21 protein-coding genes and 1 other RNA gene are annotated in these 21,660 nt (G+C 65.0%); 5 read left to right on the top strand and 17 right to left on the bottom strand.

Annotation, left to right across the window (positions count from 1 at the left end; translation table 11 throughout):
• Positions 1–46 precede the first annotated feature (46 nt).
• From E8Q40_RS07155 to rsmH, 5 genes are read right to left on the bottom strand one after another with little or no spacing between them, the layout of a single operon-like run.
• Entirely contained in the window at positions 47–1,495 is a 1,449-nt protein-coding gene (locus E8Q40_RS07155) for a UDP-N-acetylmuramoylalanyl-D-glutamyl-2,6-diaminopimelate--D-alanyl-D-alanine ligase (protein ID WP_137043727.1), read from the bottom strand.
• Positions 1,492–2,940 (bottom strand): UDP-N-acetylmuramoyl-L-alanyl-D-glutamate--2,6-diaminopimelate ligase, encoded by a 1,449-nt coding sequence (locus E8Q40_RS07150; RefSeq protein WP_137043726.1) that lies wholly within the window; start codon positions 2,938–2,940, stop codon positions 1,492–1,494. The genes E8Q40_RS07155 and E8Q40_RS07150 overlap by 4 nt, the downstream gene beginning before the upstream one ends.
• Positions 2,937–4,691: a penicillin-binding protein 2 gene (locus tag E8Q40_RS07145; RefSeq protein ID WP_137043725.1), complete on the bottom strand. Its 1,755-nt coding sequence runs from the start codon at positions 4,689–4,691 to the stop codon at positions 2,937–2,939. The genes E8Q40_RS07150 and E8Q40_RS07145 overlap by 4 nt, the downstream gene beginning before the upstream one ends.
• Positions 4,688–5,062: a hypothetical protein gene (locus E8Q40_RS07140; protein WP_246663080.1), complete on the bottom strand. Its 375-nt coding sequence runs from the start codon at positions 5,060–5,062 to the stop codon at positions 4,688–4,690. The genes E8Q40_RS07145 and E8Q40_RS07140 overlap by 4 nt, the downstream gene beginning before the upstream one ends.
• A 4-nt stretch (positions 5,063–5,066) precedes the next feature.
• Positions 5,067–6,092, bottom strand: a complete 1,026-nt coding sequence (gene rsmH / locus E8Q40_RS07135; protein ID WP_168197760.1) for a 16S rRNA (cytosine(1402)-N(4))-methyltransferase RsmH — start codon at positions 6,090–6,092, stop codon at positions 5,067–5,069.
• Positions 6,093–6,446: 354 nt separating this feature from the next.
• Between rsmH and E8Q40_RS07130 the strand changes: the two genes are divergently transcribed.
• Complete coding sequence (locus E8Q40_RS07130) at positions 6,447–7,220, top strand: N-acetylmuramoyl-L-alanine amidase (protein ID WP_137043722.1); 774 nt, start codon at positions 6,447–6,449, stop codon at positions 7,218–7,220.
• On the opposite strand, the gene E8Q40_RS07125 is transcribed toward E8Q40_RS07130, so the two are convergent.
• Positions 7,221–8,210: a zinc-dependent alcohol dehydrogenase family protein gene (locus E8Q40_RS07125; RefSeq protein ID WP_137043721.1), complete on the bottom strand. Its 990-nt coding sequence runs from the start codon at positions 8,208–8,210 to the stop codon at positions 7,221–7,223.
• Between the two features lie 102 nt (positions 8,211–8,312).
• Between E8Q40_RS07125 and E8Q40_RS07120 the strand changes: the two genes are divergently transcribed.
• The gene (locus E8Q40_RS07120; RefSeq protein WP_137043720.1) at positions 8,313–9,212 is read left to right on the top strand and encodes a LysR family transcriptional regulator; all 900 of its coding nucleotides are present in this window, start codon (positions 8,313–8,315) and stop codon (positions 9,210–9,212) included.
• A 12-nt stretch (positions 9,213–9,224) separates the two neighbouring features.
• Here the strand turns inward: E8Q40_RS07120 and E8Q40_RS07115 are convergent, their stop codons facing one another.
• Positions 9,225–9,596, bottom strand: coding sequence for a VOC family protein (locus E8Q40_RS07115; protein ID WP_137043719.1), 372 nt, complete (start codon positions 9,594–9,596; stop codon positions 9,225–9,227).
• A 19-nt stretch (positions 9,597–9,615) separates the two neighbouring features.
• Positions 9,616–10,137 (bottom strand): hypothetical protein, encoded by a 522-nt coding sequence (locus E8Q40_RS07110; protein ID WP_246663025.1) that lies wholly within the window; start codon positions 10,135–10,137, stop codon positions 9,616–9,618.
• A 123-nt stretch (positions 10,138–10,260) separates the two neighbouring features.
• Between E8Q40_RS07110 and E8Q40_RS07105 the strand changes: the two genes are divergently transcribed.
• Positions 10,261–11,085 carry an AraC family transcriptional regulator gene (locus E8Q40_RS07105; RefSeq protein WP_137043718.1) on the top strand — a complete coding sequence of 275 codons (825 nt, stop codon included), beginning with the start codon at positions 10,261–10,263 and terminating at the stop codon, positions 11,083–11,085.
• Here E8Q40_RS07105 and E8Q40_RS07100 read toward each other — a convergent pair.
• Positions 11,082–12,005, bottom strand: coding sequence for a LysR family transcriptional regulator (locus tag E8Q40_RS07100; RefSeq protein WP_137043717.1), 924 nt, complete (start codon positions 12,003–12,005; stop codon positions 11,082–11,084). The genes E8Q40_RS07105 and E8Q40_RS07100 overlap by 4 nt on opposite strands.
• A gap of 121 nt (positions 12,006–12,126) precedes the next feature.
• Between E8Q40_RS07100 and E8Q40_RS21915 the strand changes: the two genes are divergently transcribed.
• A complete protein-coding gene (locus tag E8Q40_RS21915) occupies positions 12,127–12,291 on the top strand; it encodes an RSP_7527 family protein (RefSeq protein ID WP_168197759.1) in 165 nt (54 codons plus the stop codon).
• Positions 12,292–12,504: 213 nt separating this feature from the next.
• An RNA gene (gene rnpB, locus E8Q40_RS07095) (RNase P RNA component class A) lies at positions 12,505–12,933 on the top strand.
• Positions 12,934–12,984: 51 nt separating this feature from the next.
• Here rnpB and E8Q40_RS07090 read toward each other — a convergent pair.
• The 8 genes from E8Q40_RS07090 to E8Q40_RS07060 form a co-directional block, all read right to left on the bottom strand.
• Complete coding sequence (locus E8Q40_RS07090; protein ID WP_137043716.1) at positions 12,985–14,499, bottom strand: sulfurtransferase TusA family protein; 1,515 nt, start codon at positions 14,497–14,499, stop codon at positions 12,985–12,987.
• A gap of 4 nt (positions 14,500–14,503) precedes the next feature.
• Positions 14,504–16,072 (bottom strand): hypothetical protein, encoded by a 1,569-nt coding sequence (locus E8Q40_RS07085; RefSeq protein WP_246663024.1) that lies wholly within the window; start codon positions 16,070–16,072, stop codon positions 14,504–14,506.
• 12 nt (positions 16,073–16,084) lie between these two features.
• Positions 16,085–16,621 (bottom strand): hypothetical protein, encoded by a 537-nt coding sequence (locus E8Q40_RS22195; RefSeq protein WP_246663023.1) that lies wholly within the window; start codon positions 16,619–16,621, stop codon positions 16,085–16,087.
• A gap of 27 nt (positions 16,622–16,648) precedes the next feature.
• Positions 16,649–17,011 (bottom strand): DsrE family protein, encoded by a 363-nt coding sequence (locus E8Q40_RS07080; RefSeq protein WP_137043715.1) that lies wholly within the window; start codon positions 17,009–17,011, stop codon positions 16,649–16,651.
• Between the two features lie 41 nt (positions 17,012–17,052).
• Positions 17,053–17,313 carry a sulfurtransferase TusA family protein gene (locus E8Q40_RS07075; protein ID WP_246663022.1) on the bottom strand — a complete coding sequence of 87 codons (261 nt, stop codon included), beginning with the start codon at positions 17,311–17,313 and terminating at the stop codon, positions 17,053–17,055.
• Positions 17,314–17,569: 256 nt separating this feature from the next.
• The gene (locus E8Q40_RS07070; RefSeq protein WP_137043714.1) at positions 17,570–17,935 is read right to left on the bottom strand and encodes a response regulator; all 366 of its coding nucleotides are present in this window, start codon (positions 17,933–17,935) and stop codon (positions 17,570–17,572) included.
• A 23-nt stretch (positions 17,936–17,958) separates the two neighbouring features.
• The gene (locus E8Q40_RS07065) at positions 17,959–19,890 is read right to left on the bottom strand and encodes a response regulator (protein WP_137043713.1); all 1,932 of its coding nucleotides are present in this window, start codon (positions 19,888–19,890) and stop codon (positions 17,959–17,961) included.
• 73 nt (positions 19,891–19,963) lie between these two features.
• Positions 19,964–21,556, bottom strand: coding sequence for an adenylate/guanylate cyclase domain-containing protein (locus tag E8Q40_RS07060; RefSeq protein ID WP_137043712.1), 1,593 nt, complete (start codon positions 21,554–21,556; stop codon positions 19,964–19,966).
• Positions 21,557–21,660 lie beyond the last annotated feature (104 nt).

Genomic DNA, 21,660 nt, shown 5'->3' with positions numbered 1-21,660 from the left:
CGCAGACTCTTGCCGCTGGTTGGCTTTTTGCCGCTTGTTGACCTCGTCAGGTTCCGGCGTCCGCTTCCGGCGCCGGTGTGCCCGCGTAGGTTTTTACTAACGCCTTGACGATGGGGGCCATTTTGGAGCCGAACGAGCCCTTCACCATCACCGCGTCACCGGGACGAACAGCGCCGAGCACGGCCGGCTCCAGCTCCGCCGCGGTTCCGGCATAGCCGCCCCGGCGGTCCGAGGGAAGGGCCTGAAACAGCGATCGCATCAGCGGTCCAGAGCAATAAACGAGGTCGATCCTGGCGGCCTCGAGGTCGGCCGCCAGCGCGCGGTGCAGCTTTTCGCCGTCGCTGCCCAGTTCCAGCATGTCGCCGAGCACGGCGATACGGCGACCGCAAGAACCGTTTGGAAGCTTGCCGACCTCGGCCTGACCGAGCAGCGCGATGGCCGCCGCCATCGAGGCCGGATTGGCGTTGTAGCTCTCGTCGATCAACAGCGCGTTGCCGCCGTCGATATGCAGAGCAAATCGCGCGCCGCGGCCGGCCGGCGCGCGCAGTTTGCCGAGCGCCAGCGCGGCCAACGCCAGATCGGCACCGGCGAGCGACGCCGCGGCCAGCACGGCGAGCGAGTTGTTCACGAGATGCCGGCCCGGCGCGCCGAGTTTGTAATGTACCTCGTGGCCGAGAATGTCGGCATGGACGGACGACATGCCGGCATGGAGCGCAAAGCGGATCAGCCGCGCCTCGCAGGACGGATCCTCGCCGAAGCGCACAATATTTTTGACACCGGCGGCTTTCGCCGCCGCGGCAAGCCGTTCATATTGTGAATTGTCGCGGTTGATGACGGCGGCGCCACCGGGCTCGAGGCCGAGAAAAATCTCGGCCTTGGCGTCGGCGATCTTCTCGATCGAGCCGAAATATTCCAGATGCACCGCCTCGACCGTCGTGACGATAGCGACATGCGGGCGCACCAGTTTCGTCAACGGCGTGATCTCGCCGGCATGATTCATGCCGATTTCAAAGACCGCGTATTTCACATCGGCCGGGCAGCGCGCCAGCGACAGCGGCACGCCCCAGTGATTGTTGTACGACGCGACCGAGGCATGGGTCTCGCCATCGGCGGACAGCGCGAGGCGCAGCGCTTCCTTGGTGCCGGTCTTGCCGACCGAGCCGGTAACGGCGATCACCTTGGCGCTCATGCGCGCGCGCGCAGCCCGCGCCAGATCGCGCAAGCCATCGAGCACGTCATCGACTACCAGCAGCGGCGCATCGGCGGGGAAACGATCGCGCTTCGACCGCGCGACCACGGCAACGGTGGCGCCGCCTTTTAGCGCCGCCTCGACGAAATCATGGCCGTCGCGCACGTCGGTCAGCGCGAAGAAAGCTTCGCCCTTGGCGATGGTGCGGGTGTCGATGGAGATGCCGGTGATCTCGGCCGCCGGCGCGCCAACGGTTTCGGCGCGCATGGCGCGGGCCATGTCGGTGAGAGTCCAGAGAGACGTCATACCCCCAATTCCTTCACCACCTTCTCGACCGCCTCGTGATCCGAGAACGGCAGCGTCTTTCCGCCGACAATCTGGCCGGTTTCGTGACCCTTGCCGGCGATGACCAGCACGTCGCCCTTTTGAAGGCCCGCAATGCCGGCGCGAATAGCGGCGGCGCGGTCGCCGATCTCGGTCGCGCCGGGTGCGGCGGCGAGAATGGCGGCGCGGATCGCGGCCGGATCTTCGCTGCGCGGATTGTCATCGGTGACGATAACGCGGTCGGCGTTCTTGTACGCGACCTCGCCCATCAGCGGACGTTTGCCGGGATCGCGGTCGCCGCCGGCGCCGAACACGACGACGAGCTTGCCGGTGGCATAAGGCCGCAACGCTTCCAACGCCTTGGCCAGTGCGTCCGGCTTGTGCGAATAGTCGATGAAAATCGGTGCGCCGTTGAATGCGCCGACGAGTTCGAGCCGGCCCTTGGCGCCGGTGAGCTTTTCAAGCGCGGCGAAAACTGGCGCCGGCGCCGAGCCGGTGGCGATGACAAGCCCCGCGGCCACCGCGGCGTTGTAGACTTGGAAAGCGCCGACCAGCGGCAGCTTCACATTATATATGTGACCGGCGTGCTCGAAGGTGACGCGTTGGGCAAAGCCGTCGATGGCGACGTCGGCGATCCGGATGCCTTCGCCCCGCTTGCCTATGGCCAACAGCTTCAGCCCGCGCTGCCGCACCGCAGCTACGACCTGTGGCGAGTGCGCATCATCGACATTGATCACGGCGGTGCCGTTCGCGGCAATCAGATCGGTGAACAGGCGCAGCTTGGCGGAAAGATAGGCTTCCAGCGTCGGGTGATAATCGAGATGATCGCGCGACAGATTGGTGTAGCCGCCGGCCGCAATGCGGATGCCATCGAGGCGATGCTGATCGAGCCCGTGTGACGATGCTTCCAACGCCAGATGCGTAACGCCCTCGCCCACCAACTCGTCGAGCGAACGATGCAGATCGACCGGGTCGGGCGTCGTGAGCGAACCGTAGACCTCGCCTTTCGGCGACACCACGCCGACCGTACCGATGCTGGCCGCCTGTTGTCCCAGCGCCGCCCAGATCTCGCGCATAAAGGCGGCGACCGATGTCTTGCCGCTGGTGCCGGTGACCGCAGCGATGATACCCGGCTGACGCGGATAGAATTTCGATGCGGCCAGCGCGAGCGCACGCCGCGCATTATCAACCTGAATGAAGGCCGCGCCCTGCGGCATTCCATCGGGCTTATGCTCGGCGGCAACGGCGATCGCGCCCGCCTCCACCGCCTTGGCGGCATAGGCCGCGCCGTCCGCCTTGCTGCCGGCGATGGCGATGAAAAGAAAGCCGCGCTTCACCTTACGGCTGTCGGAGGTGACGCCCGTCACCGCGATAGCGGCAAAACCCGGTGCGAGGACGGCTTCCGGCAGGATTTCACCGAGCGTCACCGCGCCACCTGATTGGAAACGAGGATCGCCTGTTCGGCCTTCGGCAGATCGAAACGCGGCGCTATGTCGAGCAACGGCGCGACGCGTGCGATCACCTTGGCCGCCGTCGGCGCGGCGTTCCAGCCCGCGGTGGCGTAGCCGTGCGTTTCCTTGGTGGCCTGCGGTTCATCCAGCATGATCAGCAGAAGATACTGCGGCTTGTCGGCGGGCAGAACGGCCATGAAATCGGTGAGCAGCTTGGTCTTCGAATAACGGCCGTTGATGACCTTTTCCGCCGTGCCGGTCTTGCCGCCGATGTAGTAGCCGTCGACATTCGCGGTCTTGGCGCTGCCGACCTCGGCATTGAGACGCATCAGATAGCGCATCTTGATCGAGGTTTCCGGCTTGAGCACCTGCTTGGCGAGCGCCCGCGCCTCGTCCTGGGTGCGCTTGAGGAAGGTTGGCGGGATGAGCAGGCCGCCATTCAGCGTGGCCGCGACGCCCATGACCGCCTGCAGCGGCGCGACCGACAGGCCGTGGCCGAAAGCGATAGTCACGGTGTTCAGTTCGCCCCAGCGCTTCGGCACGATCGGTTCGGAACTTTCCGGCAGCTCGGTGCGCAAGCGATCGAGCTGCCCCATCTTGCGCAGATAGGCTTTGTGATACTCGACGCCGAGCGACAGCGCGAGCCGCGCCGTGCCGATGTTCGACGAGTAGGTGAATATCTCGGGGATCGACAGCACGCGGCGCTGCGCGTGGTAGTCATTGATGGTGAACTTGCCGTAGCGCAGCGGGATGCGCGCGTCGAAGGTGGTGTTGAGACCGATGCGGCCGGAGTCGAGGCCCATGGCGATGGTCAGCGCCTTGAAGGTCGAACCCATTTCATAAACGCCGGTCGTCAGGCGGTTGATGCGGGTCGGATCGTTGGCCTCGCGCGGATTGTTCGGGTCGTAGTCCGGCTCCGACGCCATGGCGACGATCTCGCCGGTGTTGACATTGAGCATCAGGCCGGCCGCCGCTTTGGCGGAGAATTTGTCACGCGCCTTGGCCAGTTCGTCGCGTAGCGCGAACTGGACGCGCAGGTCGAGCGCCAGTTCGACCGGCTTCTGCAAGCGATCGGTGGCGAGCCCCGCCATATGCAACGCCGCCAGGCCCTGCCCGTCGAGCCATTTCTCGATGCCGGCGATGCCCTGGTTGTCGACGTTGACGTGGCCGATCAGGTGCGACACCACCGGACCGTTGGGATAGACGCGCTTGTTCTCGGTCAGGAAGCCGATGCCCGGCAGGCCGAGGCGATGGATTTCGCGCTGCTGCGCCGGCGTGAGTTCGCGCTTGAGCCAGGCGAAGCCGCGGTTCGAGGCAAGGCGCTCGCGCAAATCCTTGGCATCGAGATCGGGCAATACGGCGGTGAGCATCTCGGTCGCCTCGTCGACATCGATGAGGCGGCGCGGCTCGGCGAACAGCGACGGCATCTTCACGTCGGTGGCGATGATGGCGCCGTGACGATCGACGATGTCCGGGCGCGCCGTGGCGATCGCGTCCTGCGACACACCGCGGCGACCGCCATGGCCTTCGCTGATAAGTGCGAACATGACGAGCTTGCCGGCGATAATGCCGTAGAGCGCCACGAAGGCGATGATGGCGAGGCCGATGCGCGCCTTGGCCTTGACGTTGCGATCGACATTGGCGCCGTAGAGCAGCGTATGCACCATACGCTGCCAGCGAGACTCGGTCGCCTTCTTCTTCGGCGCGGTGAATCCGATATCGGTCATCGCGGCGCCCCCGGATTGCCGATGCTGCCGGTGGTTTCCCGCGGCGCTCCGGGCGCGATCACGGACGCGATCGGATCCTCTTGCGGCGGCGCCGGCGCGGGCCGCATCGGCAGGTTGTCGAAATTGGCGAATTGGGTCGATGCCACCGGTTTGAGCTTGAGGTGACGTTCGGCGAGACCCTGGATGCGAAGCGGCGCTTGCAGCTTAGCCCATTCAGCACGCAGGACGGCCACGGCATCACGCTCGCGGCGCAGTTCGTGGCGCAGCTTGGCGACACGCTCGGCCTGCAGCGTCGAGTCGAACTTGATCTTGTAGACATAGGCCGCGGCGACGACGAGCGCGGCGATGACCAGGATATTGAGGATGCGCATCATCTCAGCGCCCCCTCATCACGTCATCGAGCGACGGCAGCGGCGGCAGGAGACCGTCGAGATCGCCGTCGAGCGGCGGCGCGGCCGTGCGCTCGGCGGCCCGCAACTTGGCGGAACGGGCGCGCGGGTTGTGCGCGATTTCCTCGTCGCCGGCGACGACCGGCTTTTTCGTCAGCGTCGCGAAGCGCGCTTCGCTACGCGCTACATCCGGCATGTGGCGCGAGCCGGCGCGGGTCTCACCGCGCGAAGCCAGATAGGATTTGACGATGCGGTCTTCCAGCGAGTGGAACGATACGATGGCCAGACGGCCGCCCGGCTTGAGGATGCGTTCGGCGGCGACGAGCGCCGCGGTGAGTTCGCCAAGCTCGTCATTGACGAAGATGCGCAGCGCCTGGAAGGTACGCGTCGCCGGGTGAATGTCGTTCGGTTTGGCGCGGACGACCGAGGCCACCAGCGAAGCCAGTTGCGCGGTGGTGCGGATCGGTGTTTCAGCACGCGCCTTGACGATGGCGCGGGCAACGGCGCGCGAATGCCGCTCCTCGCCGAGGCGATAGATGATATCGGCGAGATCGCGTTCGGACGCTTTCGCCACGACATCGGCGGCGCTCGGTCCATCCTTGCTCATGCGCATGTCGAGCGGACCGTCGAAGCGGAACGAGAAGCCGCGCTCGGCCTGATCGAGCTGCATCGACGACACGCCGATGTCGAGCACAATGCCGTCCACCACCGTCGCGCCACATTCGCGGGCGACGTCATCGAGATGGGAAAAGCGATCCTCGACCAGCGTCAGTCGGCCGGCCGCGTGCTGGACGAGATCGGCGCCGCGCGCCACCGCGCTCTGGTCGCGGTCGATGCCGATGACGTGCGCATCCGGCGCGGCATCGAGGATCATGCGTGTATAACCGCCGGCGCCGAAGGTGCCGTCGATGTAAACGCCGCCGTCACGCACATTGAGAAACCCGACCGCCTCGCGGCCGAGCACCGGGATATGCGGCGCGTCTGTGTCGGAACCGCCGAGCGCCACCTTCATGTTTGAACCCGGTCTCCGGACATCGATCCGCCGTCCCTCGCGCCGCGCGCGCCGAAAGCCGCCAGCATCCCGCCGCGCCTCGCGCCCGGCCGGTCCCGCATCGCGGCGGAAAGCGGCCGATCTCCATGAGAATGCTGCGGTGGGCATTGGCGACTTGAGCGGTAACGGATTGACGCTGCCCCGCCACCCCGTTAAGGGCCACGGCGCAGCGCGCGAACGTCCCATTAAGCCGCTCTTAAACTTAAGGATTTGTTTCGATTCCGCGGCCAAAAGAGGGCGCGGCTCGATTTACCGTCCGGCACACGTTAATTGTTGCGAATCGATGCTGAATCAACACCTGGTTGCAGGCTGGCAATGACCCTTTTCCAGCCCGACTCCTTTATCGTCGCCGACGTGCTGCCGTCGCCGAATTTCGACGCGCGCGCGGATGACCGCCTGCCCGACCTCATCCTGCTGCACTACACCGGCATGCAGACCGGCGAGGCGGCGCTCGCCCGCCTGACCTCGGCCGAGTCCAAGGTGTCGTCGCACTATGTCGTGTTCGAGGACGGTCGGATCTTCCAATGCGTGCCCGAAAGCCTGCGCGCCTGGCACGCCGGGGTATCGTCCTGGGCCGGCGAAACAGACATCAATTCGTGCTCGATCGGCATCGAAATCGTGAACCCCGGTCATGAATTCGGCTACGCGGAGTTCCCGCTGCGCCAGACCGCCGCGGTGATCGCGCTGTGCAAGTCGATCCTGACCCGGCGCGGCCCGATTAGCCCGGACCGGGTGCTCGGCCACTCCGACGTCGCGCCGTCGCGCAAGATGGACCCGGGCGAAAAGTTCCCATGGGAACTCCTGCACAACTCCGGCGTCGGCCACTGGGTGCGGCCGGCTGAGCTTAACGTCGAGGGCACCACCTTGCGCCCCGGCGACAGCGGCGAACTTGTCACCCGCCTGCAGCGCGCCTTCCGGCTCTACGGCTACGGCGTCGACGATCATGGCGAGTACGACAACAAGACGGTCGATGTGGTCGCCGCCTTCCAGCGCCACTTCCGTCCGGCGCGGGTCGACGGCATCGCCGATCCTTCAACCATGCTGACGCTCGGCCGGCTGATCGAGACGCGTTCGGCGCCGCTGCGGTGATCAAACCGTCACCACGATCTTGCCGAACTGCTCGTTCGATTCGAGAAAATGGTGCGCCGCCACGATGTCGTCGAACGCAAACGTTTTGGCGATGACCGGCCGCAGCGCGCCGGATTCCAAACCGTCGAGAATAAAGACCTTGGCGGCCGCCAGCCGATCGTCATCGCCGGTGATTTCGTGCACGAGATAGCCGCGTAAGGTCAGCGCCCTGCGCAGTACCGTCCATAGTGGAAACGGCGTCGGCTCGCGGCTTAGGCCGCCATACTCAAACAGGATGCCGCCCTGCGCCATCGCCGCCGTAAGCGGCTCGAAGATCGGACCGCCGATCGGATCGAACACGACGCGCGCGCCTGCCGGCCCTACGATCTCCTGCAGCCGCACGCCGAGGTCTTCTTCCTCAAAGGCAACAACATGAGCCGCGCCGGCGTCGAGCAGCGCCTGCTTCTTGCGCGAGGTGCGCGTAACCGCGACAGGCACCGCGCTTACCAATTTGGCTATCTGGATGGCAGCGAGACCGACACTGCTCGACGCTGCGGTGACGATAACGGCATCGCCGCGACCCAGCTTCGCAATGTCGATCAGCGCGCCATAGGCGGTGAGATATTGCATCCAAACGGCGGCGGCTTCTTCAAAGCTCAGCAACGGCGGATGCTTGACGACAAGCCGCGCCGGATAAGTCGCGACCTCGCCGTAAGCCGGCCAGCGAACCATAGAAATCGGCGGCACGACGCTGACGGCATCGCCCGGCGCAACTCCTTCGACGCCATCGCCGACGGCTTCGACGAGCCCCGCGGCTTCGAAGCCGAGCCCGGACGGGAATGTCGGCGTCTCCAGGTAGCCGCCGACGCGCAGCAGCGCCTCGGCGCGGTTCAGGCCCAGGGCCCTGACGCGGATGCGGACCTCTCCGCGCCCGGGCGGCGGCACCTCCACCTCCTCAATCCGCAGAACCTCGGGACCGCCATGCATATGGAAGCGAACAACACGGGCCATCAGTCAACTCCAAAAAAATTTGAACTGAATGGGCTGTGCCAGTGCCGCACGAACCGATAAATGAGGCAACAGGCAGAACAGTCGAAACTATTGGTTCGGAATATGGACCGCCTTACCAGCATGGCCGTGTTCGTGAAAGCCGTCGATCTCGGCTCGTTCAGCGCCGCGGCGACGGCTCTCGACTTGTCCGGCCCCATGGTCGGCAAACACATCCGCTTTCTGGAGGAGCGCCTAGGCGGGCGCCTGCTCAACCGCACCACCCGGCGCCAGCACCTCACGGACTTCGGCCGCGCCTATTACGAACGCTGCCGTGTCGTGCTGGCGGAAGCCGACGCCGCCGACGCGCTCGCGGCCGATCAACTCGGCGAGCCACATGGCCGGCTCCGCGTAACGATGCCGGTGCATTTCGGCCGGCGCTGCGTGGCGCCCGTGCTGCTCGAACTGGCGCGGCGTCATCCACGGCTGGAGCTCGAGCTGTCGCTCAGCGACCGCATCGCCGATCTCGCCGAAGGCAGCTTCGATCTCGCCATCCGCACCGGCCATCTGGCGGATCAGTCCAGTGTCATCGCGCGACGCGTCGCGCGCCAGCGCATGATCGTCTGCGCTTCCCCCGCTTATCTCGACGCGCATGGCGCGCCGCGCTCGCTTGACGATGTCGGCGCTCACCAGGCGATCGTCTATCGCCGCAGCGGCCCCGTCTCGGCGTGGTTGTTTCCGCGCGAGAACCAGCCGCCGCGCGAAGTGCGGCCGCTCCACCGGCTGCGGCTGGACGATCTCGACGCCATCGCCGATGCCGCGAGCGTGGGCATGGGGCTTGCCTGGCTGCCGTCGTGGCTGGTGCGCGACCGCCTGCAAGACGGCACTTTGGTCGAACTGCTGGCTGACGAGCCCGGCTATCCTTACGAAGTCTATGCGCTGTGGCTGCAGACGCCGCACATGCCGATGAAGCTGCGCCTTGCCATCGACGAACTGACGGCGGCACTGCCCAAGCTCACCTTTTGAATCGCTGCTGCGTCACACGCCGCAATAGGCCTCGAGCCGATAGCCGTCGGGATCGATGACAAAAGCGGCGTAGTAGTTGTCGCCGTAATCCTTGCGCACTCCCGGTTTGCCGTTGTCACTCCCACCGGCTTTGAGCGCCGCGGCATGAAAGGCATCGACGCTGGCGCGCGTCGGCGCGGCAAAGCAAAAGTGCAGCCCTGACTGAAGATCGGCCGGCACCGGCCGGTCGGCTGCGCCAATCCACAAGCCGACCGCGTCGCGCCCATACCCGAGCGACGTCTCACTGTCATACTGTCGTTTCACGCCGAGCGGCGCGAGCGCCGCATCGTAGAAGCGTTTGGCGCGCGCGACGTCACGAACGCCAAGTGAAATATGATCGAACATCGTCGTCTCTCCTAGTGAATTATGAGCTGCGCCGCGCCCGGAAGTCGGCTTGCAGATTCCAGGTCGCGCCTTGATCGAATGAACGCTCGCCGCGCCAGCGAAATGAATCCGGTGTGATGTCGCTGAAGGTCCAGCGCAACGGCATGCCATTTTCGGCAGTGCCGATCTGCACGATGCCTTGATCTTTTCCCTGGCTCTGCGCGCGGCCGAGCTGCCGCGTGTAAAGCTGCTTCAGCGGATCGCTCCAGAGAATGTGCCAGGCATCGAGGCCGGGATCGTAGACGCGCAAGGTCGTGCCGTAGAACAGTCCGGGCAGGATCCACACATCCTGAATGGCGCGGCCGTCGAGCGCCCAGGCGAAATGGATTCCTCCGCGGCCGCGATGTTCGCTGCCATCGTCCTTGAGCACCAGCGCATCGAATGCCCAGTCGCCGATGAACTGGCCATAGAGCGCCATCTTGTCGGCCCGGTCCGGGCCGGGCCGGGCGACACCAGCGCATTCACGAAACCCGAAGACGATTGAACCATGCGACGCTCCCATTCCTGCCGCTTGAGCTACGGCGGCAGGAACGCCGGCGCTTGGGAAAAATTGCTAAGATTCGATTCGCTGCGTTCGCCGAAACCGCATGTTTCCGCGCCGCGCAATCCGCGCTAAATTAAACAAATGGCGGTGACATCGACCATCGTGGCGTCGGGTCCGGGCTGGCAGGTGACGGATGTCGTCTGCGGCAGCGGCCCGCGCGACAAGCCGTTCGAGGAACAGCACGACGGCGTGTCGATCGCGGCCGTGATGCGCGGCAGCTTCCAGTATCGCACGCGCCAGGGTTCCGCCGTGTTGGTGCCCGGCGCGCTGCTGCTCGGCAATGCCGGCGCCTGTTATCAGTGCGGTCACGAGCATGCCGTGGGCGACCGCTGCCTCGCCTTTCACATGACGCCGCAATGTTACGAGGAAGCCGTGGCCGAAACCGCCGGCGCGCGCAGCATAACCTTGTCACGCGCGAGCCTGCCGCCGCTGCCGCAACTCGTCGCCGTGCTCGCCGATGCGCAAGCCGCACGCGACGACGGCGATGCCGAGGCGTTCGATGAACTCCGGATGCGCCTCACCGGCGCAGTGGCGAGCCTGCTCGCGCCGCCTTCCCGCCGCCGCGCGCCCAGCGCGCAGGACGAGCGCCGCATCACCTCCGCGCTACGTCATATCGAGAGGCATGCCGAGGACAAACTCGGCATCGCCGCGCTCGCCCGCTTGGCTGCGATGAGCCCCTATCATTTTCTGCGCACGTTCCGGCAGGTCGTTGGCGTCACGCCGCATCAGTTCATCCTGCGCACGAGGCTCTATCGCGCCGCATCGCGCCTGCGCTCCGGCGACGAACAGATCGCGTCCATCGCCTTCGATTGCGGCTTCAACGACCTGTCGACCTTCAACCGGCGCTTCCGCCGCGTGACCGGCGTCACGCCGGGCGATTATCGCATCGGCAAACGCACCGCCTAAACCGGTGGCGCCGGAATTTCGGGAACGCGCCACGGCGCGTGGCCGAAGCGCTCGCGCAGGAATTCGATAAACACCGCGACGCGCGGCAGCCGATTACGACCGGTCGGATAAATCGCCGCCAGCGGGAACGGCTCGACGTGATGCGTCGCCGTGAGCAGCGGCACCAATTTGCCCGTCTGCAGCGGATCGCCGACGATAACGTCGGACAGCCGCACGATGCCGCCGCCTTCTAGCGCCATGCGCAACGCGGCTTCGGCATTGTCGGTGATGACCCGCGGCCGCACGGAAACGACATCGATGCCGGCGCGCGTCTTGAAAGGCCATCGGCTCAGCCCCGGACCGGCGACGACGATGCAGTCATGCGCCTGGAGGTCGGCGGCGGTCTGTGGCGTGCCGCGTTGCTTGAGATAGGACGGCGCCGCGCAGATGACACGCTGCAGGTCGGCGAGCTTGCGTTGGACGAACGGCCCTTCCGGGATATGGCCGGAACGGACCGCAATGTCGGTCTGCTCCTCGATCAGGTCGACCAGCCGGTCGGTGATCGAGAGTTCGATGTCGATCTCGGGATAGCGCGCCAAGAAGTCCGGCAGCGCCAAAGTGAGCTGGTGTAGGCCGAATGCGGTACCGGAATTGATGCGCAACTTGCCGCGCGGCGCGCCCCGCACCCGGGCAACTTCGGCTTCAGCCTCCTCGATATCGGCGACGATTCGGCGGGCTCGCACGAGAAAGGTCTCGCCTTCCGGCGTTAGCGCCAGCCGGCGCGTGCTCCTTTCCAGAAGCCTGACGCCAAGCCGGTCCTCGAGCCGCGACACCAGCTTCGACACGGCCGAGGGCGTCAGCCCTAAGTCCTTGGCTGCTTGAGAGAAATTACCGCGATCCATGACGCGGACGAAAACCCGCAGGTCCGAGGTGGCGTCCATATCTGTTCCATTGGTTCACATATGTATGCACATAATAGCGAATTATCATTCGGATACGAGATAATATTATGCATTCAACGCATAGGGAAACACACCAGAACCCGTTGCGCCGGAGATGAAGATGACCATGCCGACCAACCACGCCTTCGAGACCCGCATGCAGATCGATCGCGTCGTCCGCCAGGCCCAGGCCGCCCGCGCCGCGACCATCCGCGCCAGCGCCCACAACTTCGTGGCAGCGATCAAGCGCCTCTTCACCGCCCTTCGCCCGCAGGCTGCGCACTAAACTTTTTCTCGATGGATTGAACCTCCCTCGAGACTGCTGAGCTAGCGCGCCCTCCCCTCCTATCGGCGCGCTTGACTTGCCTAAGTGGAGTTTGCCTCCCAAGGCGTCCGCCCGGACTGGTCATCCCCTCGACCAGTCCGGGCATTTTTTTGTTTAACCGCATTCAGGCGCGCGCCTTGACGCGACCGTCCGCAATCTCCATTCCTCATCTTGTCAGTCGGCCGGACGGCCGCTCCGCGCCAATGCCGAAAGGCGGCCGGGGAGGAAAGTCCGGGCTCCATGGACAAACGGTGCCGGATAACGTCCGGCGGGATGTAGGCTTCACCGCCCATATTCCAGAGACAGTGCCACAGAAAACAGACCGCCTTCGGCCGCGTTGCGTATTGGCCGCAAGGTAAGGGTGAAACGGTGGAGTAAGAGCCCACCGCGCTCGTCAGCAATGACGGCGGCACGGCAAACCTCACCGGGAGCAAAACCGAATAGGGATGACGCTTCCGCCCTCGGGCGGAAGGCCTGTCCAGGTCAGTCATCCGGGTAGGTTGCAGGATGCGCCGGGCAACCGGCGTACCAGATGAATGGCCGTCACGTTTGCGGAGCGATCCGCAGGCCATACAGAACCCGGCTTACAGGCCGCCTGATATGATGACGAGGGCCCGGTGGGAAATCACCGGGCCCTCACCAGTTTCAAATCCGTCAGCGCACGCGCTCTGCCGCAGAGACAATGGCGGCGAGTTTCTCCTCGGCGGAGGCCATGCCGCAGATCGGATTGTCGGCGAAAGTGGCAAAGCCGCAATCGGGATGCAGCAACACGCGCTCGCGGCCGAAGAGATCGACGGCCTCCTTGATCTTGCCTTCGATGTCGCCGATGGCCTCGGTGTGGGCGCATTTCTGATTGACCACGCCGACGCCGATGCGGGCGTCGTCCGGCAATTGGCGCAACAACTCCATCTCGCCGGCGCGCGGCGTGCACATCTCCAGCAGATAGGCGCCGACCTTCATAGCGCCGAGCGTATCGATCAGCGGCGCGTAGCTGCCGGCGAGCGCCACGGATTCGTCCGGCGTCCAGTTGCCGCGGCAGACATGGACGGCGATGCGCTCGCGCGGCATGCCATTGACCACGGCGTTGACGAGATCGCGCGCGAAGGCGAGCTCATGCTCGGGGCCGCGCGATTCCGACAGCGCGCCGCACATGAAGCTCGGCCGGCTCTTGGGGCCTGAGAATACCACCTCGGACAGCACGGGCTCGTCGAACTGGATGAGCGACACGCCGGCATCGATCAGTTCGGCAAGCTCGGCCCGCAAGGCGGCGACGATATCCTCGGCGATTTCCTCGCGGCTCTGATAGGCGCGCTCCTGCAGGCACTCCATCCACATGGTACGCGTCAGCAGATACGGCCCCGGCAGCGCGATCTTGATCGGCTTGCCGGTCAGTGTGCGCAGGAAATCGAATTCATGCGCGGCGAGCGACCGGCTGCGCCCGATACGGCCGAACACGGCCGGATGACGCACGTCGGCGGCCGGCACGTCGAGCGCGCGCAGTTCACGCTCGAACTCTTCCGGATGATCGACCAGTGGCAACAGATCGGTCAGCGGGATGAGCTGGGTGTTGTCGAGCCGAGTGGCGACGAAGCTGGCGTAACTGTCGCGGCGTTGTTCGCCGTCGGTCATCACGCCGACGCCAGCGCGATCCTGCGCCGCCGCCACAAGACGCACGGCATCGTTAGCCGTCTCGTGGAAGGCGGCTTCATCGAGTTTGCCCGAGACGTAATCGTGCATGGTCTCGACCATCCAGCGCGGCCTTGGCCAACTGCCGATGCCCATCACCGACAGCGACGGGATCGGCGACGCATCGCGCCTCTCACGCGGCGGCGCGGCCGGTGCCGGAGCGGGCCTCGCAGCCAAAGCGATCGCCGGCCGGGCTTCCGCCTTCTCCACATTTTGGCCGCGTCCGTCGAGCCTGCCCTTGCAGATGAGAAAGCTGCGCTGCTTGCCGTCCTTGACGAACGACACCAGATCGTTGCCGGTCAGGCGGCACCAGGCGGGCAAATCCTCATCGACCGAGATTTCTGTCGAGAGGATCTCCAGCAACTGCCCGCGTGCCATCGGATCGATATGCTTGCGGATCAGCAGCAGCAGGCCATTGCCGCAATCGAGATCGCCGCCATCGAAGGAAACGTCGGGCGGATGCGGATGCGCGGTCGTCATCATCACCTCAAGCGGAACGGCGGCGGCCGATCTCGTAGCCGACAGCGGCGAAGCCGAGCACGAGTACGACCAGCGCGGCCAGCATGCCCGGCGACAGGCCGGCGACCACGGCTGCAGGCGGAGCATGCGACGCCGCTGGCGCGGGAGTCACCGGCTTGACCTCGGCGCCGCTCGCTCGCGCGGCGGCCTGATAGACGTGGTCGAGCATGCCGCGGCCGACATCTTTCAGGATAGCCTGGCCGGCGACGCGGCCCTGGCCGAGCACCAGATCGACATTGGCGACGCCGGGGCCGCCGAGATTGATCGAGCGGCTGCCCTTGCCGTCTTCGACATGCCAGCCGCGCACTTCACCGCCTTCGGCATTATCGATCACGACTTTGAAGTAGCCTTCCGGCCCGTTGAACGAGCCGCCGGACTTCAGCCTGATCTCTTCCTTGTTGACCAGCATGAAACCGAAATTGTGTCCGGTCGGGCAGCCGACCGGATAGACCGCAAAGCGCGGGTCGCCTGCATAATCGGCGCCGTAGTTCAGGCTGAAGGCCTTGGCGTAGATCTTGAGATTGGCCTTGCCGTCCTTGAACGGTTCCGGCCACGGCGACAGGAAGCCGGCGATATCGCCGTACTCGAACATCAGCGCCTTGCGCGCGCCTGTGTCCTCGATCAGCAAGTCGTTGTTGACCGGACCGATGGTGCGGTTGAGCACGACATTGCCGCCTTCGATGACCTCGATACGAACGGTGCCGGCTTCGGCGTTGAGTTCGGCGACGCGGATGGTCCGATTGCCGGACTTCCATTCATCGCCTGCACCGGCGAGACCGGCGAACAGCTTCTCGTCGGCGAGCAGCAGGCGGTCCATGCGCACGCCGGAAATCCAGTCGAACACCAGCTTCTGCGGCGAGACTTCGCGCGCCTGGCCCTGATTGTAGAGCTGGATGAACTTGCTGCCGATGCCCCAGCCCGGTTGATTGGCCGACAGCATCGGTGAACCGAAGGCCCACTCCCAATCCGTGCCGGCGATCGTCTTGACGTGGAGCGCGTGGTTGGCGGTCTTGTTGTGACCGACCGTCGCGTAATAATGGTAGACGGTGCCACCGACGACAACACTTTGCCCGGCGGGGATAGTGACGTTCTCCTTCACCACGATGCTCATGTCGTAGTCGATATAGGTCGGCGTGCGGCCGAGCACCGGAACGGTTTCGCCGCGCAGTGCGACCTCGCCGCCCATCGTGTCCTCGAGATAATAGAGACCGCCCGGCGGGATGATGACCTCACCGTTTTCGACGCGACTCTTGCGGATGAAGACGGAGTCGAATTTCGGCGGACGGTTGAGGCCGAAATCGTCCTTGAAGCCGCGCGCCTGCGGCAAGCCCGGCAGGCCGGGCACATAAGCCGGCTTCACCGGACGATCGGCGATCAGCGAGAATGGCGGCGGCGCGATGTCTTTGGTCGCGATCGGATGCGCGAGCGGTGCGCCCGGCTTCATCGGCGCGAGCACGGTGCTGTAGTCGGTGGCGAATGCGGCCGAAGCGGCCGCCATTAACAGCGCGGCGGCGAGGCTCGTCGTGCGGAATGTCATTGTCGTTCCCCCTCAGATCGTTTTTGGCGCGGCCGGCAGCGTGGATTGCGGCAGCGCGCATGACGCGTTGGCGCGCCGGCTGAGATAGAGCGTGCCCCAGCCGGTCAGCATCAATGTGTTCAGCATGAGCAGCCATTTCGGCACGCCGGCGAGCAAGGTGCCGGCAAGACCGAGGCCGACCACCGACAGCACCGGCGCAAGGCAACTTACGCACAGCGCCGACAGCGCCAGAACGCCGCCGCCGAGGGCCGCGCCACCGGCGGTGCGCCCGCCGCCGCGGCGCGCTGTGGTGAGGGCAAAGCCCATGAAGGCAACGGCGAGACCGACGGAGATGGCGGTGAATATCTCATCCTTGCGCTGGAAGCTGACCCACCAGGCTTCGGATCGCTCGTAGGTCAGCTTGCCGGCTTCGACGAACTCGCCCGGCAGGAAGCCGCAGTTCTCGGCGTCGGCTGCCGTCGCCGGCATCTCGAACAGCGCGAAGCTCAAGCCGGCATAACCAAGCGCGGCCGCGACGAACAGAACGATCATCAGCCGATACGGAATCATCTCCGCGGTCCTTTCCGTTGCCGAACGTCAGTAGCTGACGCTCGGAGCACCCTCGCCCATGAACTCGACAAGCTTGGCGCCGCCGACGATCACGGCGCCGGGAATGAGGTTGTTCTCGTCGAGCGCCCGCTTCTTGAAGCAGGGCGAGCAGACGTAGATTTCGCCACCGGCCTCGACGAAGTTCTTCATCAGGTCCTTGAGCGCCGCGAAGCCTTCCTCATGGATGTCGTCGGCATAACCCTTCTGCGACAGGCGGGTGCCTTCGATCGACAGGAACACCAGCGTCTTCTTGTCGGAGGCGACGGCGGCGTTGGCGACGACGAAGGCGACGGTCGCCTTGTCGGTGTTGTCCTTGGCAGAGGTCAGGCTGACGACGAATTTACCGGGCATCACATTCTCCTTGGGGTTGGTGATGATTTAGCGGGGTCAGATCAATTCCAGTCGGTGCGCGATCTGATCCAGAAGCTTTTCGAGACGGGGTCGTGATGGACAAGTTCGTTGCGCGTCAGCCGGCACCAGGCTGGCAAATCCTCGATCGCGCCGGGATCGTGCGAAATCACCTTGATGACGCTGCCCGGCATGGCGCGCAGACGTTTGCGCAGGTCGAGCACAAGCTCGCCGCAGCCGAGATCGCCGGCATTCCATTCATCGTCCGCATGCGGCGGAGCACTCAGGCGAGCGGATTCGGGCACGAATAATCCTTTCGCCGAGACGCCCTGCGGCGCGCGGCGACCCAGTGAAAGAGACATGTCAGATCGACGCGCGTCACGCGCGCCGACGGACCATCGACGTCATGGGAAAGGAGCGGACTTCGCCGACATTACGCCGAGCCGGAAAACCGGCACGCCGCACCGGAAACCGGCGCATCCAGCCCGCACGGAGCATGGCGTTCTAGCGAGGTCGCTCTATGCAAAACACTAGTGGCCGAAAAAGGCCCGGTCAAGAAAGCTATTTACCATCCAACAGCGCGTTGATTTTTCCGACGAGCCGCTGGATATCGACCGGCTTGGTGTCGAAATCGTCGCAGCCGGCGTCGCGCGCTTTCTTCTCGTCTTCGGCCATCGCATGCGCGGTGAGCGCGATCACCGGAATCGCCTTGGTCGACGGGTCGGCCTTGACGCGCCGCGTCGCTTCCCAGCCATCGATGACCGGCAGACTCATGTCCATCAGGATAATGTCTGGGCTCTCGGAGCCCGCCATCGTAATCGCCTGCTGGCCGTCCACCGCCATCACCACCTCATAGCCGTTGCGCGCGAGGCGGCGCGAGAGCATGTCGCGGTTCATCTCATTGTCTTCGACCAGCAGTACTTTCATCGCTCAGGCCTTCTTACATTCCGTTATTTATGGTTCGCATGCCGGTGCGCCAGCGCCGACAGCGCGGCGCCCAACGTGCCGATCGGCTGGCCGCTCTTGCTCAGCACCAGCAGCGTGCGCTCGGCAAGGAAGGCGCGCTCCTCGTCGGTGAGATCCTTGGCGGTCAGCACGACAATCGGCACGTCCTTCATGCTGTCGATGTCGCGTACCTGCTCAAGGAAGGCGAAACCGTCGACCTCCGGCATCATCAGATCGAGCAGCACCAGCGCCGGCGGCTGATGGTTCGACAGCCAGCCCAGCGCCTCGCGGCCATTGGCGGCCTGCGCCGGCGTCATGCCCGCGCCCCTCACCGTATTGGAGACCAGTTCGCGCACATGCGCGTCGTCGTCGACGATGAGGATGGTGGAATCCTTGGCCGGCGCCAGCTTGCGCAGCAGCGCGGTGAGCCTGTTGCGGTCGATCGGCTTGGTCATGAACTCGGAGGCGCCGAGCGAGAAGCCAAGATTGCGATCGTCGACGATGGTGAGCATGATCACCGGGATATGCTCCAGCGCCGGCTCCGACTTCATGATGCCGAGCACCGACCAGCCGTCGATCTTGGGCATCTGCACGTCGAGCGTGACGATGTCGGGCGGCGACTTGCGCATGATCGCCAGCGCCTCGGCGCCGTCGCGCGCATGCAGCAGCACATAACCTTCGCGGCCGAGCGTGGCGGAGAGCACGTCATGCACCGCGGGGTCATCGTCGACGATCAGCACCGTGATCGACGAGGCGACACCTTCCGGCGCGAGGCCGAGGTCGTCGGCGACGGAAACCTCGCCGGCGCCGCCTTCGCGGTCCGGCAGCACGATGCTGAAGGTCGTGCCCTTGCCCGGCGCGCTGACGACATCGATGGTGCCGCCGAGCATGGTGACGAAATGCCGGGTGATGGTGAGGCCGAGGCCGGTGCCGCCGAAATTGCGAGTGGTCGATGAATCGGCCTGGGTGAAAGCCTGGAACAGCCGGCTCAGCTGCTCCGGCGTCATGCCGATGCCGCTGTCGCCGACATCGAAGCGGACGAGATCGCGGCCGTCTTCGCTCGTGCGCGACAGCCGCAGCAGCACGGTGCCTTGCTTGGTGAACTTGGCAGCGTTGCTTAGCAGGTTGATCAGGCACTGCTTGAGCTTGGTCAGATCGGTATTCAACGTGCCGATATCCGGCGGACATTCGATGACCAGCCGGTTGCCGTTCTTGCCAATCATCGGATCGACGATGGTCTTCACGTCGGCGATCGTCTTCTTTAGGTCGAGGCGCTCGAGATAGACCTCCATCTTGCCGGCCTCGATCTTGGACAGATCGAGAATCTCGTTGATCAGCCCGAGCAGATGCTTGCCGGCCGCGCTGATCTTTTCCAGATCGCCGAGCGCGGCCTTGTCGCCGCGGTCCTGTGCGTCCTCGGCCAACAACTCGCTGTAGCCGATGATGGCATTGAGCGGCGTGCGCAGCTCATGGCTCATATTGGCGAGGAAGGAGGACTTCACCTTGTTGGCGGACTCTGCCTCCTCCATCGCCCGGCGCAGTGCCAATTCCTGCTTCTTGCGCTCTGTGATATCGGAGTAGATGGCGATGAAGCCGCCGCCCGGCACCGGATCGCGGCGCACTTCCATGACCATGCCGTCCGGCCGGGTGCGCTCGAAGGAATGCGAGGTGCCGAGCACCGCGAGGCGCTTGGCCAGCTCCTTCTCGATGTCGATATCGTCGCCGAACTCGCCGCGGGCGCCGAGATAGCGGATGTAGTCCGAGAAGGTGCGGTCGGTGCCGAGGAATTCCTCGGGCATCTCCAGATATTCGACGAAGCGCTCGTTCCAGGTCACGAGCTTGTGGTCGGCGTCGTACATGGCGACGCCCTGCTGCATGTTGTCGATGGTCGCGCGCAGGAAGGCGTGTTCTTCCTTCGACGACAATTGTCGCTTCATGGTTGCCTGCACGGCATCAGCCCCGCATTCTTGCAGCGTCGAGATTTACGCCAAATCTGTAAGACATGCGCGCTCACGGCTCCAGCAGAAAATAGGTCTGCATCGGGCCCTTGCCCTTGACCTCGATGATGCCGCGCGGCTCGACCGGAAAGCCCTCGCCGAGCGCCTGGCGGGTCGCCTCGGTGATATGGATGCGGCCGTTGACCGAGTGCGACTCCATGCGGCTCGCGGTGTTCACGCTGTCGCCCCAGACGTCATAGGCGAATTTGTGGGTGCCGATGACGCCGGCGACGATCGGTCCGGTGTGGATGCCGATGCGGGCCTCGAGCGCGAGCCCGGTGGCACCGGCGACGTCGCGCACGGCGCCCATCATGCGCGGGGCGAGCCGCGCGATGCGCTCGGCATGGTCGGCTTGCGGCTCGGGGATGCCGGCCGCCGCCATATAGGCATCGCCGATGGTCTTGATCTTCTCGACGCCGGCCTCGGTGGCCAGTGCGTCGAACCGAGTGAAGATTTCGCCGAGAAATTCGAGCACGCGCGCGGCCGGCATGGCGCCGGACACGACGGTGAATCCGGCGAGGTCGCAGAACAGGATGGTCGCTTCATGGACCTGATCGGCGATCCTGACTTCGCCGTCGCGCATGCGCTTGACGATGCTCGGCGGCAGGATGTTGAGCAGCAGCGCTTCCGATTTGCGCTTCTCGCTCTCCAGATCGGCAACGAACTTCTTCTCGCGGTCGCGCAGCCACTTCTTTTCCAGTGATGAGTTGATGCGGCTGCGCAGCAGGATCGGGTCGAACGGTTTGGACAGATAGTCCTCGGCGCCGGCTTCGATGCAGCGCACGACGCTGTCGAGTTCGTCGAGCGCCGAAATGACGATCACCGGAATGTGGCGCGTTGATGCGTCGCTCTTGAGCCGCGTGAGCACATCGAAGCCGCCGATCTCCGGCATGATGAGATCGAGCAGCACGAGATCAAAATCGTGTTCTCCCATCAGCCTGAGCGCCTGCGCGCCGTCGGCGGCGGTGACGACGGCATGGCCCTCTCTCGTGAGGCGGCGCTCCAGCACGTCGCGATTGGCGGCGTTGTCGTCGACAACCAGAATGCGGCTTTGCCGGTCGGTGAGATGCGAGGCATCGGCCTTGAGCGGCTCGACGGTGCGCAGCACCTCGGCGACGATGCCGGCATGGGCGGCAAGCTTGTCCTCGTGGGCGATCGACGAGGCCTCGATATGGGTGAGCGCGGCCATGGCGTCGATCTGGCCGAGCAACTGGTCGGCTGCATGCTTGAGCCGCACGAGGTCATCGCGCAGCGGCGCATCATCTTGGCCTTCCATGTCCTCAATCAGCATCTCGCTATAGCCGATGACGGCATTGAGCGGCGTGCGCAGGTCGTGGCGGATGCGGCGGTTGAACTCGCTGTCGTTCTCGCCGAGCTTGCGGTCGCCCCCTGAGTCGGCGACCACCGCGCCGACGAAGGCGTTGAGCTTGGTCGCCGCGCTCTGCATGCGATCGAGATCGCCGAGCAGATCGTCGGCCCCGAGACGCCGTGCATCCTCGACAAGAATGTCGAGAAAGTCCGCAATCGCCAAAGCGGGCGCCTGCACCTCCTGGCGCAGATAGGCGGCAAGAGCCCGGTTGAGACGCTGGTTCTGATCGTCGGTCATTGGCGGCTGGACAATAAGGATGCCGCAGCGCGAAAGCAAAACGTCGACACCACTTGTGACACCACTTGGCGACAATTCGGCCTCAATCCGTTCAGAGGCAATTC

The organism is Pseudolabrys sp. FHR47 (assembly GCF_005153485.1).
Lineage (GTDB): Bacteria > Pseudomonadota > Alphaproteobacteria > Rhizobiales > Xanthobacteraceae > Pseudolabrys.
This window is presented reverse-complemented; position numbering and strand designations above follow the sequence as displayed.

Excerpts from the sequence above, each read along its gene's own strand:
- E8Q40_RS07155 (WP_137043727.1), bottom strand. The coding sequence starts at position 1,495 with ATGACGTCTCTCTGGACTCTCACCGACATGGCCCGCGCCATGCGCGCC.
- E8Q40_RS07145 (WP_137043725.1), bottom strand. The coding sequence starts at position 4,691 with ATGACCGATATCGGATTCACCGCGCCGAAGAAGAAGGCGACCGAGTCT.
- E8Q40_RS07140 (WP_246663080.1), bottom strand. The coding sequence starts at position 5,062 with ATGCGCATCCTCAATATCCTGGTCATCGCCGCGCTCGTCGTCGCCGCG.
- rsmH (WP_168197760.1), bottom strand. The coding sequence starts at position 6,092 with ATGAAGGTGGCGCTCGGCGGTTCCGACACAGACGCGCCGCATATCCCG.
- E8Q40_RS07130 (WP_137043722.1), top strand. The coding sequence starts at position 6,447 with ATGACCCTTTTCCAGCCCGACTCCTTTATCGTCGCCGACGTGCTGCCG.
- E8Q40_RS07125 (WP_137043721.1), bottom strand. The coding sequence starts at position 8,210 with ATGGCCCGTGTTGTTCGCTTCCATATGCATGGCGGTCCCGAGGTTCTG.
- E8Q40_RS07120 (WP_137043720.1), top strand. The coding sequence starts at position 8,313 with ATGGACCGCCTTACCAGCATGGCCGTGTTCGTGAAAGCCGTCGATCTC.
- E8Q40_RS07115 (WP_137043719.1), bottom strand. The coding sequence starts at position 9,596 with ATGTTCGATCATATTTCACTTGGCGTTCGTGACGTCGCGCGCGCCAAA.
- E8Q40_RS07110 (WP_246663025.1), bottom strand. The coding sequence starts at position 10,137 with ATGGGAGCGTCGCATGGTTCAATCGTCTTCGGGTTTCGTGAATGCGCT.
- E8Q40_RS07105 (WP_137043718.1), top strand. The coding sequence starts at position 10,261 with ATGGCGGTGACATCGACCATCGTGGCGTCGGGTCCGGGCTGGCAGGTG.
- E8Q40_RS07100 (WP_137043717.1), bottom strand. The coding sequence starts at position 12,005 with ATGGACGCCACCTCGGACCTGCGGGTTTTCGTCCGCGTCATGGATCGC.
- E8Q40_RS21915 (WP_168197759.1), top strand. The coding sequence starts at position 12,127 with ATGACCATGCCGACCAACCACGCCTTCGAGACCCGCATGCAGATCGAT.
- E8Q40_RS07090 (WP_137043716.1), bottom strand. The coding sequence starts at position 14,499 with ATGATGACGACCGCGCATCCGCATCCGCCCGACGTTTCCTTCGATGGC.
- E8Q40_RS07085 (WP_246663024.1), bottom strand. The coding sequence starts at position 16,072 with ATGACATTCCGCACGACGAGCCTCGCCGCCGCGCTGTTAATGGCGGCC.
- E8Q40_RS22195 (WP_246663023.1), bottom strand. The coding sequence starts at position 16,621 with ATGATTCCGTATCGGCTGATGATCGTTCTGTTCGTCGCGGCCGCGCTT.
- E8Q40_RS07080 (WP_137043715.1), bottom strand. The coding sequence starts at position 17,011 with ATGCCCGGTAAATTCGTCGTCAGCCTGACCTCTGCCAAGGACAACACC.
- E8Q40_RS07070 (WP_137043714.1), bottom strand. The coding sequence starts at position 17,935 with ATGAAAGTACTGCTGGTCGAAGACAATGAGATGAACCGCGACATGCTC.
- E8Q40_RS07065 (WP_137043713.1), bottom strand. The coding sequence starts at position 19,890 with ATGAAGCGACAATTGTCGTCGAAGGAAGAACACGCCTTCCTGCGCGCG.
- E8Q40_RS07060 (WP_137043712.1), bottom strand. The coding sequence starts at position 21,556 with ATGACCGACGATCAGAACCAGCGTCTCAACCGGGCTCTTGCCGCCTAT.